Here is a 12061-nt window from a genome sequence, read left to right as displayed (position 1 = left end):
TACTAAACATATTACTTACTTAATTGTTTTACTATTTCTTTTGCTTTCTTTCCTTCTTCTGTATTTCCGTAGCTAACAGCTACAAAGTCCATTGCAATTTTATAAGTTTCTATATCTTGGTATTTTCCTATAGCGTAAGCTCTTAATAGCTCGAATTTTGGCAATAATTTTGAGTCTTGTAATGTTGGAAGTATTTCGTTTATTTTGGCTTCGGTTTCTTCAAACTTATCTTTTTTATATAAATAATAGATTTCTTTATAAGTCTCTTCTATTTCATTTATAGAAACAGCTTCTTCAAGAGGTTTATTAGGATTTCTTATTATTTGTGCAAACTTAGTGGAAGGGTAGTCTGTTAGAATAATGTTTTTATGTTGATTTGTTTTTATAGCACTACCTAACTCATTATAAATTTGATATAAATGCCAGTTAATTGGTAAAACTAATTCTTTGCTAGGGTTTAGACTGTTTACTCTTTCTAATCTATCTAAGGCTAGTTTAGTGTCTTTAAATTGCTCTTTATAAATAACACCTAATTCGTATAAAGCTACATTTCTGTTAATCTTTAAAGAGTCTATTTTTTCTTTTTCTGACGGAATCGTTTCTAAGTAACTTGCTAAATCGTAACGTAAATTTTTTGTATTTATTACCAAAGAGTCTTTGTCTGTGTTGTTAGTAGCTGTTCTGCCCGACCGTCTCCAATTATCTTCTAAAGCTCTATTTCCCCAGATTTTTGCAAATTCTGTTTTACCAAAACTTATCGATTGAGAATTGTAGAAATACCATTTTCCTTTATTATTAGATTTTAATTGATTTCCGCCAAATGTATCTCCAAAGGCTTGCTGATTTAGCTTTAACTGAGCTGCTTCTTCATCTTTCTTTTTTAAATCGTCTATGTATTTTTGAAAAAATGCCTCTTGCTCTGGTTTAGAAAGTGCAACAATGCTTAAAATACTATCATTTTTAGCAACAATGTTTTCAAAATTAATTAAAGAAGCTAAGTTTTTGTGCTTTCTTTTAATACGTCTAAATCTTAGGTTTAAAGTATCTGCTGCAATGTTTATAATACTATCATAATAAGAACTTGCTACGATGTATTCTGAATTTTTATAATTGATGTTTCCTAGTTTTTCGTAGGTAAATGTTTTCTGTTTTACATTGTCAGATTCTGCTCTAAGAGATTTATTATAATAGTCTACAGCTAAACTTAAACTATCGTTTTGCTCGTGTAAATAACCAGCCTGATAATATAATTCATCTAAATAAGGTCTGTTTTCTCTTTCTTCAATTAGGTCTTGAATTTTTTCTAAAATAGCTGTGGAAGTAGAATCACTAGTAGAGTTTTTAGCCAATTCTATATGGGCGTGCATTTTGTATTTGTAGGGCGCTTTTCTAAAATCGATAATTCTCTGAAATGCAAGTGATGCAGAGTCTTTTTTATTTTCTGAACTATAAATCTGACCTAAAACAAACAGATTTCTAGCACCTTGGTTTCTATTATTTAGTGTTTCTGTAGCTTTATTTAGATACTTTTTAGCGTTATCTATACTGTCAGATTTTATATAAGCCATTGCTAAAGCGGTATACCCTTGTTCTCTAGTTATTTCTGGTAAATCTACTTCTAGTGTGTCTTTTACTTGAAGAAGTAATTTTAGAGATTCAATAGCAAACTCTTCATTATCATTTCTAATATTTGCTTTTGCTCTCCAAATTTTGGTTTCAGCAATTAAATTAGCATCCGGATACGTAGCAATAACATAATTAAATGCTTCTATGGCAGGTATAAAACGTTGTTCATAATAACGGGCTTTTCCTAATAATAGATACGCATCATCAATTTGTCTGTTGCGCTCTACGTCTTTAATGTTCATTCCATGTTTTTGGATTGCTTTTACAGCTTTTTCTTCTGCAATTCCAAAAGGAGTACTCGCTTTTTCTTCTTCGTTTCCATCATCATTAAATCCAGCACCCATACCTGTATTAAAGTTTGGGATGTTAATTTTATCTTCTTCAAACTTAATTGGTTCTATAGGTATTTGTGTAAACCAATCATCTTTATAGCCTTCATTAATGCCTTCAATTCCTTTGTTAAAAGCTTCTTTACCATTAAAAAGTACATTGTACTTGGTATTTAAGGTATGCCAGTTTCTGCTTATTACAGTATCTTTTCTTGTACTACAAGAGTTTAGAACTGAAAATGCGGCAATTACTAAAACTATTTTTTTGGTGGTTTTCACGCAGATATATCTTAATTAAACAACTAATTTTAAAAGTAAGAAACTCTTATTTAAACTAAAATCTATGGATAATAGTATAAATTGATGCGTAAAAATAGTAATAAAATAAGAATACTAAGCTTCTACAGAAAAATAGCTTTCTAATTCCTCTAAAGTTTCTGTAGATGTTTCTATGTCTTTTACCACATTCCCCTTGTCTAAAACTACTATACGCTCACAAACTTCGGTTACATGTGTTAAATCGTGGCTAGAAATTAAGACAGTAATATCTCTGTTTTCGGTTAATTTTTTAATAATCGTTTTTAATCTTATTTGTGTAGTTGGATCTAAATTAGCAAAAGGTTCGTCTAGAATTACTACTTTCGGATTTCCCATTAATGCAGCAACAATTCCAGCTTTTTTCTGATTTCCTTTACTTAAATCTCTCAGGTATTTTTTCTTTCCTATAATTTCTCCGTTAAAGAAATCATCAAACTGAGTTAGAAAAGATTTTACATCTGCTTTGTTCATGCCACGTAAATCTCCAATAAAATCGAAGTATTCTTCAGCGGTTAAATAACCAATTAAAAAAGATTCATCTATAAAAGAACCTGTAAATTTTTTCCAGTCCTCACTTTGGTTTACAACAATTTTATGGTTTGTAATACTCCCTGTTGTAGGTCTAATTAAATCTAAAAGTATATTAAACAAAGTAGTTTTTCCTGCTCCGTTGTTACCAACCAAACCAAAACTTTGTCCAGTAGGAATTTCTATTGAAGCTACATTTAAAACTTCTGTTTTTCCGTATTTTTTAGTAATTGTATCTATTGTAATCATTTTGATGTTAAATTTAAGGTTGATCTATTACGATTGCTTAAAACCGTGAAGTGTTTTGTATTTATTTTGCTGGTACTTTTCTTCTATCAAATTCATTAATCTGTTTTTTGATAAAAATGAAATAACACCAACACCTGCAATAACAATTACCGCTGTATTAAAACCGAAAAAGTGATTAACAATAGCGTAAATTATCATTGGTAAAATTAAAACAGGAATCATAACTAAAAATTGCGCTGCACTTGTGCCTTGTGTATTACCAAAGCCACTAGCATTTAAATCTATTCTTTTTTTATTAAACGCTCCCATGTATAGCATTACTAATGGTGTAAAACCTAGGTTAAAGAAAAAACCTGCAACAATTAAAAGGTATTTGTCAAAACCAAAATAGATGTACGGTGTAGATAAGACAAATAAAATAATGGTCATAACTACCATTAAAAACCATTTAGAATCTAAAAATTTTCGATAAGAAAAGTTTTGAGTCATTAACATTCTATAATGTTCACTATCCCATGCTGGTACAAATTGTCCGTAATTCATGGCAAAACCACCCGTTAAAAAAATGCAACCATATAATTGCCATATTTCTGAATCTTTGTATGTTTTTACAGTGAAGAATACTAAGCCAATTAGTAAAAATAAAAAAGACATTAAAAATACTGTTCTTGTTCTTTTATTTCGCCAAATTAATCGAATATCATTTTTAATAAAAGGAGCAACATCACCTAGTTTATCGATCATAGATAAATCTGCAGTTTTTACTTCTTCCTCTTTTTGTTTTATGGCTCCATCTAAATATATAATATTAGATAGTTGTTTAAAGTTTAAATAGTATAATATTATTGATAATATTAACCCGATAGAGGCAAGTAAAGGGTTTTTATAAATAGTATAAAATACATCTCCAAAAAAATGAGTCATATCAAATATTTGATACTTAAAAGATATCCAGATACTTGTTATAGATATAATTATAACTCCCAGCGCAATATTATTTTTATTAATTAAGAAATTTATAAAATTTACGCAGATAGTAATTGTCAGCATAAAAAAAGTCCAAGCTAATACACCTGTAAAATTATATCCTTTAGAAATTAAGATAAAAGCAAAAGGTATGTAGAGTGTTAAAGCACTGAAATTAAAAAAAGAGAAAATAGATTTGGTTAAAATATAGTTTACAAGTTTTTTCTTTTTTATTGATAAGATAAGCATTGGCTTTATATCCATTACAGGAATTTTCTGCATTAAATAACGGAAAAGCAAATCTGAGATTATGAAGAAAATTATAAATTTATTCGCCATAATAAAAGGGTCATTGTTAGGGAATTCTTTTTTAAGAAAGAAATAGGCTCCAACCCCAACAGAAAGAAATCCAAGAAGCATCCAAATTGCCAAAAATCCCATTAATATTTTTATAGAAACGCTTTTCCCTAAAGAAGCAGAACGTGTAAATTGTTTCCATTCTAGCTTTAAAAAATGTGAAATCATAAGTTTGGTTAATTAAGTTGATTGATAATAAGTAGTTTAGAAATGGATTTTGTTACATATTATTTACCATTTTATATTCTGGATAGGTTTCTTGTAGCAATTCTTCTGCTTTTTGCGGAATTAAAAAACCGGTTACATAAAATAAAAGAACAACTACCGTCAACGAAAATGAAATCAGTAATAACCAATGGTTTTCCATAGAATTAAAGGATACTCTAAAAGCATTCATGGAATTAAAAACATTGATAAATAAAAGGCCAGAAAAACTATTTCTTGCTCCGGTGATCATTTCTTCCAATAAAAATATTTTCTCTTTTTTTATAGTTTTTATTTTATGACTTTTTCTAGCAATCGTTTGTTTCCTTAAATCGAAAACTACTAAAATAAATAATAAGCTTAATAAAATATATTTAGCATATGGCATTTTAAGAATACAGAAAAACAATAAAAAAACGCCTAATGTTGTTACTAGTTTAGGAAAAGAGAACCACTCTCTAAAAAAACGCCACATTATTCTTAAATAACGTTTATTCATCTGTTTTTGTTTGGCTTCAATAACATCCATAAAACCAAAAACACCAAATTTTTTAAAGGATTTATCTCGTGCTTGCTCAAAAGTTAAAAGTGGCTGCGTCACCCAAATTTCTTCAATATCATTTGCCAAATGATCTACCAATTCACTTTGTACATCATAATGATACACATAGTGTTTTCTGGTAAATTTAAAAAGTTCATCAATTTGATTTTCTGTTAGTTTCATGACAATAGTTCTTTACGCATTTTTTCTACTTTAGCAATTGCTTTTTGGTAAACTTTGAATCCAATAGAGGTAGCAATAAAATAAATTGGTATTAAAAGGATGGTAAATAATTTCTGACTATTTTGTGTAGTATATTTTAGAAGCTGTATTGGTAAATTCAACATCATAAAAGCAAATGAAAAATAGAAAATACCATAATTCAGATGGATTGATTTCCCATATTTTTTAGACCAAATTTTTATAGAATAAAAAAGAAAAAAAAGCATTGGCAAAAGAAATAAAACTAAACTTATCCTTTTAAAAGTAGTGTAGTTTATATTGTTAGAAACAATATAATATATCATAACAAAACATAAAAGAAAGCCAAGGTTTTTGAAAGATTTAAAAAAGTTAACAAATCCTTGAAAAAACAATTTTCTATACTCTTTATTCACATTTTTTAAAGCGTCTTTATCTGAACCATCTAAACCTCCACCATTAAAATTCTCTTTCCAGCCTAAAGTAACAAATGCAGTCTGTACTTTTTCTTTAAATTCATATTCAGAATTTTCTGGAGTTAAATTTTTCTCTATATCAGAAACCACATGGTCTAACATTTCTATTCTAATGTCCCAATATTTTACACCTTCATTTTCTAAACGATTTTCTATATATTGTATTTGTTCTTTAGTGAGTTCCATAGCTAAACAATTACATTTGAATATTGTTCTCTAACCATTTTTTTATGCTGATAAAAAACAACTTCACCAGACCAATAAAACAATAATAATAGCACAAAAACAGCTAATTGAATATTGTTATGATTAGGATTTAAAAAACTCTGTTCGCTTCTAGAGTTGGAAATTACATTAAAACTTATAAAAATAAAATTTAGTAGTTGTAAGAAGCTATTCGTTTTGTTTAAAACCAAAAAACGTGTTTTATGTTGTTTTTTATTTTTCTTGTTTTGATAGAAAATACGAACAATAAGAATAATTAGAAAGATGTATGTGCAGAAGAAAAAATCTTGTTTATCCTCAAACAAATTCATCAACAAAAACAGCGCATAAAAAAACGATATGGTGATTATTATTTTAGGAAGTTTAAAAAAAGTAACCAAATGTTTAAAAGAGTGTTTATAAAACTGCTTATGAACCGATTTTGTTTTCTCTTTTAAAAGCCTTTTAAAACCATTATCAGTAAAATTTCTATGAATATTTTCAATTTCTTTTTTGAAATCTAAATCAGGGTTTTTATCTAATTTTTGCTCTAAAATATGAGCAAAATGATCTACAATTTCTGTTCTAACATCATAAAACTTTATTCCACAAGAAAAGATATAATTGTCTATTTGTAAAAGTTGTTCTTTTGATAACTCCATTGTTATATAATTTTATATTTATTGATGGTTTCTTTATGTTTTTTGTAGAAATAATGGCAGATATAAGTTACTGCAAAACCGGCACTTTGAAAACCAATTAAAAAAGGAATAAAACTTCCGTCATCATTAAAAAGGTTTCCCATAAATAAAGGAAGAATTAAAAAAACAGTACTAACATATTGTGTTTTTAAAACATAACTGTAGGTTGTTTTTATTTTTGTTCTTATGTTCTTAATAATGATATATAGCAAGTAAATTAGGCAAATAATAGAAGTAGCAAAGAAAAGTTGGTTTAAAAAAACAGTATTACTTTTAGAAAATACTATATTAAAATTGGTAAAAATAACAATTGGTAAAAAATACGCAGTTAAATATAAAAAGTAAAAAGGCTTAAATATTTGTGCGGCTTTTTTAACTACAATTTTAGATTCGTGATATTGTAAACCAAAAAAGAAACTAGACGAATCTTTAAAATGTTTATCCCATTTTAAAACAGTAATTTTAAAAGCATTTTCAAAAGAATACTCTTTATCCATAAAACTTTCTATATCAGAAATCATATGATCTAAAATTTCAACTTTTAAATCTATAAAATCGAAGCTTTTTTTATCAAGATAATTCTCTACTAATTGTATTTGTTCGTTTGTTAATTCCATAATTATGAAATTTTATATTTTTTAATAGCTTCTTTGTGTTTTTTGTAGAAAAGGAAATAACTAAAGGTCATAAAGATAAAAGAGCAGAACATACCAACACTAATTCCATTTAACACTTTTAACCTTGTAAAAAACATTAGAAGAACTATTAAACCTGTTACCGCTCCTAAACCTTGCGATTTCAGTATAAAGCCATACGTAGTTTTTATTTTATTGTTTTTGGTTAGTAGCAAGAACATAAAGGACACAAAACTTACTATTAGAATTCCTTTAAGAATTATAAAAAAATTAAATTCAGTGGGGTTTTGAATTTTGAAATTAAAATGAGTTAATAATATAAAAGGCAGAAAATAAGAGGTAAATAAAAGCACGTATTGTTTCCAATAGACTTTTTTTGCTTTTTGAATAACCAGTTTTGGCGCAGAGAATCCAAGTCCAAAAAACATACTCGTTGTTTCTTTTAATTGTGGATTCCATTTCTCCGTAACGTTATAAAAGACGGTTTCAAAATCAAGATTTTCTTTTGTCATTTTTGTTTCAATATCAGAAACAATATGATCTAAAACTTCAAAACGAACATCAATATAAGTGATGTTTTTTTTATCTAAATAATGTTCTACTCTTTGTAGTTGTTGTGTTGTTAATTCCATAGCGCTAGTTTAACAAGTGTTTGTATTTTTCTAGAATGATTTTTCTTTTTTCTCTAATTACAATAAAAGCAGAAATAGCATAAATTATAGTGAAAGAAGCGTAAAAAGTAAATGAAAAACTATTGGACATTATAAAGTTGTCAAAACCAAAACTACTTGGTAATTGAACCATTATATATGGTAACCAAATATCAGTGCTCAAATATTTTATTTCATCAAGTTTTTTAAATTCCTTTTTGTTAATCACTCCAAAGATTATAGATGCAAGAAAAATTAATAATTGAATAATAGCTAAAGATCCCCAAGACCATTTTTCAACTAAGTTTTCATTTAGAAAATAAAAAATAATTAATGTAGAAAATGTAATTGGTAGTAATTTAATATCTGTCAAAAAACTATAGAATTGTTTCCAAGTTTGCTTTCCATAGCTTTTTTGATGAGTATTTGCTTTATCAAAAATAAACTGTTTAATAAAACCTAATTCATTAGACAAATACTGAGATAAATTGCCGTTTTCTGTCGTTTTCTCAAAGTCAGAAACCAAATGATCTACCAATTCAATTCTAGTTTCATCAGTAATACTTGGGTATTTTCTTAACAAATAATCTTCTAAAAAAGCCAATTGCTTTTCTGTTATTTCATAGCGTGTTTCCATATTACTCCAAACTAAATTTAGGATTCACCAATTGTTGCATCGTTTTTAAAAACTCTTGCATTTCTTCTAACTTGTTAGCAGTTTCTTTGGTGCCACTTTCGGTAAGCTTATAATATTTTCTAAGCCGGTTACCAACTTTTGCAACTTCAACGTCTAATAAACCATCGGCTTCTAGTTTGTGCAATGCAGGATACAAAGCACCTTCGGTAATTTTTAATTCACCTTTGGTCAATTCTTTTACGTGTTGGGTGATTTCATAACCATACATTTTATCGTTACTTGCTAACAACTTTAAAATAATGGTTTGTAAAGACCCTTTATATAACTTCTGATTTCCCATGTTTAAAAAATGTGTAATCGTGTAATTGTTTATATGTTTAATTGTCATTGCGAGTTTACGAAGCAATCTTATCATTAAAAGCAGATTGATTTGTTCTTCGTTGTGACGATTTCTTAAATACAAATATATACATAATTTTCTTATACATAGAATTCTTATGTATAGTTTTTTTAAGGTAAAAAAATCCTGAAAAATTAATCTTCAGGATTTTTATAATAATTTTTATAAGGTATTTTACTTTTCTACTTTTAACACCTCTGCAATAATGCGTTCTAATTCTGCTTTTGGTAAAGCTCCGTTTGCCATTTGTGGTTCTCCTTCTGCAGGACAAAATAACATAGAAGGTATACTTCTAATTCCGAATGCTGCAGATAATTCTTGTTCAGCTTCGGTGTCTATTTTGTAAATATCAATTTTACCTTCGTATTCTTCAGATAAAACCTCTAAAACAGGTGCTATAGCTTTACATGGTCCGCACCAATCTGCATAAAAATCTATTAATGCTGGTTTGTCTCCTTTAAATTTCCATTCTTGGCTTTCTTCAAAATTAAAAACCTTTTCTAAGAAAGTTTCTTTTGTTAAGTTTTCTGTCATAATATTTTAATTTGCTTCCGATAAAGTCGGAAATATGTAATCTATTTTCACAAAAGTAGTCGTTTTTATACTTGATAAATTACAAATTGAAGCTTCAAAAGTTAAAAATGGTAAAATAGCGGTGTATAAATTAAATATTCTTAATTTTGATAGTTATACCAAGTAAACATCAAAATGACTGATTAAATTCATTTCTTTTTCCTTACTAATTCAATATAAAATAGAATCGTAGCTAAGGCTATGATTAGATTTTATATCTCTTGTTAAGAAAAAATAACTTAAATTTATCATCAATCATTTTAAAATTTATTTAGTATTACCAAATTCTTTGAACTCATGAAAAATAAATTAATCATTCCTATTTTATTTGCAAGTGCAATTTTTGTTTCTTGTAACAAAGAAATTAAACAAAAAAACACCGATTTGAAATACCCAGAAACCACTAAAAAACCAGTAATAGATTCACTTTTTGGAACCGCTGTTGTAGATAATTATAGATGGTTAGAAGATGATAGAAGTAAAGAAACCGAAGCTTGGGTAAAAGCAGAAAACGAGGTTACTTTCGATTACTTAAACAAGATTCCGTACAGAGAACAATTAAAGGAACGTTTGTCTGAATTATGGAATTATGAAAAAGTAGGTACCCCTTTTATAGAAGGCGATTACACGTATTTCTCTAAAAATAATGGATTGCAAAATCAGAGTGTTATATACAGAACCAAAGGAGATTCTGAACCAGAAGTTTTCTTAGACCCAAATAATTTTTCTGATGACGGAACTACTTCTTTAGGCTCGTTAAGTTTTACTAAAGATGGGTCAATTGCTGCCTATGCAATTTCTGAAGGAGGTTCTGATTGGCGTAAAATTATTATAATGGATGCCGAGTCTAAAACGATTAAAGAAGACACCTTAGTAGATGTAAAATTCTCAGGAATCTCATGGTATAAAAACGAAGGTTTTTATTATTCTAGTTACGATAAACCTGAGGGAAGTGAGTTGTCTGCAAAAACCGACCAACACAAATTGTATTATCATCAATTAGGAACATCTCAAAAAGATGATGTTGTGGTTTTTGGTGAAAAGGCATCAGAAAAACACCGTTATGTTGGTGGAAATGTTTCTGAAGATAATGAATACCTTTTTATCTCTGCAAGTGTATCAACATCTGGTAATAAGTTGTTTTTTAAAGAGCTGTCTAAACCAAATAGTCCTTTGGTAACTATTTTAGATCATACAGACAGTGATACCTATCCGATAGAAAATATTGGAAGTAAAGTGTATTTGGTAACAAACTTAAACGCGCCAAATAAAAAGGTAGTAACTGTTGATGTAACAAATCCAACATCAGAAAACTGGAAGGATTTTATTCCGGAAACAGAAAATGTATTGAGTTTAAATTCTGGCGCAGGTTATTTCTTTGCAACGTATATGGTAGATGCCGTTTCTAAAGTATTGCAATACGATTTTGATGGAAAATTAATTAGAGAAGTAAAATTACCAGGAATTGGAACTGCCGGTGGTTTTGGAGGAAAAACAGCAGCGAAAGAATTGTATTTTTCTTTTACCAATTACAGTACGCCAGGTTCATCATACAAATTTAACCCAGAAGACGGAACGTATGAATCTTATTGGAAGCCTTCAATAGCTTTTAATGCGGATGCATATACAAGTAAACAAGTTTTTTATACCTCTAAAGACGGAACAAAAGTTCCGATGATTATCACGCATAAAAAAGGAGTGGAGTTAAATGGTAAGAATCCGACTATCTTATACGGTTACGGTGGGTTTAATATCAGTTTAACGCCTTCATTTAGTATTGCAAACGCAGTTTGGATGGAACAAGGTGGTGTGTATGCCGTTCCTAATTTACGTGGTGGAGGAGAATATGGTAAAAAATGGCACGATGCAGGTACGCAACTAAAAAAACAAAATGTGTTTGATGATTTTATTGCAGCTGCAGAATACTTAATTTCAGAAAAATATACATCTTCAGAATTTTTAGCAATTTCTGGACGTTCTAATGGCGGACTTTTAGTTGGTGCAACTATGACGCAAAGACCAGATTTAATGAAAGTTGCTTTGCCTGGTGTTGGTGTTTTAGATATGTTGCGTTACCATACATTTACGGCTGGTGCAGGATGGGCGTATGATTATGGTACTGCAGATGACAGTAAAGAAATGTTTGAGTATTTAAAAGCCTATTCGCCAGTACATAATGTAAAAAAAGGTGTAGAATATCCAGCAACAATAGTAACTACTGGAGATCATGATGATAGAGTTGTGCCAGCACATAGTTTTAAATTTGCTGCAGAATTGCAAGCAAAACACAAAGGAGAAAATCCAGTTTTAATTAGAATAGAAACCAATGCAGGCCATGGTGCCGGAACTCCGGTTGCAAAAACCATTGAGCAATATGCAGATATTTTTGGTTTTACATTATTCAATATGGGGTTTGAGCAGTTACCAAATCCGATATCGGTTAAAATTAAATCTTAGTTTATAAAA

The 12061-nt window shown here is 28.7% G+C and carries 12 protein-coding genes; 1 reads left to right on the top strand and 11 read right to left on the bottom strand.

Annotated elements, in window-relative coordinates:
• Positions 1–11: 11 nt before the first annotated feature.
• The 11 genes from H0I28_RS13155 to trxA all read right to left on the bottom strand — a co-directional run bounded on the left by H0I28_RS13155 (position 12) and on the right by trxA (position 9556).
• The gene (locus tag H0I28_RS13155; RefSeq protein ID WP_254712777.1) at positions 12–2234 is read right to left on the bottom strand and encodes a lipopolysaccharide assembly protein LapB; all 2223 of its coding nucleotides are present in this window, start codon (positions 2232–2234) and stop codon (positions 12–14) included.
• Between the two features lie 114 nt (positions 2235–2348).
• A complete protein-coding gene (locus H0I28_RS13150; RefSeq protein WP_218731923.1) occupies positions 2349–3050 on the bottom strand; it encodes an ABC transporter ATP-binding protein in 702 nt (233 codons plus the stop codon).
• A 27-nt stretch (positions 3051–3077) separates the two neighbouring features.
• A complete protein-coding gene (locus H0I28_RS13145) occupies positions 3078–4541 on the bottom strand; it encodes a DUF5687 family protein (protein ID WP_218759390.1) in 1464 nt (487 codons plus the stop codon).
• A gap of 52 nt (positions 4542–4593) precedes the next feature.
• Complete coding sequence (locus H0I28_RS13140) at positions 4594–5301, bottom strand: hypothetical protein (protein ID WP_218759389.1); 708 nt, start codon at positions 5299–5301, stop codon at positions 4594–4596.
• Entirely contained in the window at positions 5298–5981 is a 684-nt protein-coding gene (locus H0I28_RS13135; RefSeq protein ID WP_218731921.1) for a hypothetical protein, read from the bottom strand. Before H0I28_RS13135 ends, H0I28_RS13140 begins: the two co-directional genes overlap by 4 nt.
• A gap of 2 nt (positions 5982–5983) precedes the next feature.
• A complete protein-coding gene (locus H0I28_RS13130; protein ID WP_218759388.1) occupies positions 5984–6661 on the bottom strand; it encodes a hypothetical protein in 678 nt (225 codons plus the stop codon).
• 2 nt (positions 6662–6663) lie between these two features.
• Complete coding sequence (locus H0I28_RS13125; protein WP_218759387.1) at positions 6664–7317, bottom strand: hypothetical protein; 654 nt, start codon at positions 7315–7317, stop codon at positions 6664–6666.
• A gap of 2 nt (positions 7318–7319) precedes the next feature.
• Entirely contained in the window at positions 7320–7967 is a 648-nt protein-coding gene (locus H0I28_RS13120) for a hypothetical protein (protein ID WP_218759386.1), read from the bottom strand.
• A gap of 4 nt (positions 7968–7971) precedes the next feature.
• Positions 7972–8622, bottom strand: coding sequence for a hypothetical protein (locus H0I28_RS13115; RefSeq protein ID WP_218759385.1), 651 nt, complete (start codon positions 8620–8622; stop codon positions 7972–7974).
• Between the two features lies 1 nt (position 8623).
• Positions 8624–8962, bottom strand: a complete 339-nt coding sequence (locus H0I28_RS13110) for a PadR family transcriptional regulator (protein ID WP_218731917.1) — start codon at positions 8960–8962, stop codon at positions 8624–8626.
• Positions 8963–9196: 234 nt separating this feature from the next.
• Complete coding sequence (trxA, locus tag H0I28_RS13105; protein WP_218731916.1) at positions 9197–9556, bottom strand: thioredoxin; 360 nt, start codon at positions 9554–9556, stop codon at positions 9197–9199.
• 336 nt (positions 9557–9892) lie between these two features.
• Here trxA and H0I28_RS13100 point away from each other — a divergent pair, with 336 nt between their 5' ends.
• Positions 9893–12052 carry a prolyl oligopeptidase family protein gene (locus tag H0I28_RS13100; RefSeq protein ID WP_218759384.1) on the top strand — a complete coding sequence of 720 codons (2160 nt, stop codon included), beginning with the start codon at positions 9893–9895 and terminating at the stop codon, positions 12050–12052.
• The last annotated feature ends 9 nt before the right edge of the window (positions 12053–12061 follow it).

Origin of the sequence: Polaribacter sp. AHE13PA (genome assembly GCF_019278505.1) — a bacterium.
Classification (GTDB): Bacteria; Bacteroidota; Bacteroidia; order Flavobacteriales; family Flavobacteriaceae; genus Polaribacter.
Note: the sequence above shows the minus strand (reverse complement) of the source record. Positions and strands in the feature narration are given on the sequence as shown.

What these genes read in the sequence shown, in the direction of transcription:
- H0I28_RS13145 (WP_218759390.1), bottom strand. Translation starts at nt 4,541, where the DNA reads ATGATTTCACATTTTTTAAAGCTAGAATGGAAACAATTTACACGTTCT.
- trxA (WP_218731916.1), bottom strand. Translation starts at nt 9,556, where the DNA reads ATGACAGAAAACTTAACAAAAGAAACTTTCTTAGAAAAGGTTTTTAAT.
- H0I28_RS13110 (WP_218731917.1), bottom strand. Translation starts at nt 8,962, where the DNA reads ATGGGAAATCAGAAGTTATATAAAGGGTCTTTACAAACCATTATTTTA.
- H0I28_RS13130 (WP_218759388.1), bottom strand. Translation starts at nt 6,661, where the DNA reads ATGGAGTTATCAAAAGAACAACTTTTACAAATAGACAATTATATCTTT.
- H0I28_RS13125 (WP_218759387.1), bottom strand. Translation starts at nt 7,317, where the DNA reads ATGGAATTAACAAACGAACAAATACAATTAGTAGAGAATTATCTTGAT.
- H0I28_RS13120 (WP_218759386.1), bottom strand. Translation starts at nt 7,967, where the DNA reads ATGGAATTAACAACACAACAACTACAAAGAGTAGAACATTATTTAGAT.
- H0I28_RS13140 (WP_218759389.1), bottom strand. Translation starts at nt 5,301, where the DNA reads ATGAAACTAACAGAAAATCAAATTGATGAACTTTTTAAATTTACCAGA.
- H0I28_RS13135 (WP_218731921.1), bottom strand. Translation starts at nt 5,981, where the DNA reads ATGGAACTCACTAAAGAACAAATACAATATATAGAAAATCGTTTAGAA.
- H0I28_RS13100 (WP_218759384.1), top strand. Translation starts at nt 9,893, where the DNA reads ATGAAAAATAAATTAATCATTCCTATTTTATTTGCAAGTGCAATTTTT.
- H0I28_RS13150 (WP_218731923.1), bottom strand. Translation starts at nt 3,050, where the DNA reads ATGATTACAATAGATACAATTACTAAAAAATACGGAAAAACAGAAGTT.
- H0I28_RS13115 (WP_218759385.1), bottom strand. Translation starts at nt 8,622, where the DNA reads ATGGAAACACGCTATGAAATAACAGAAAAGCAATTGGCTTTTTTAGAA.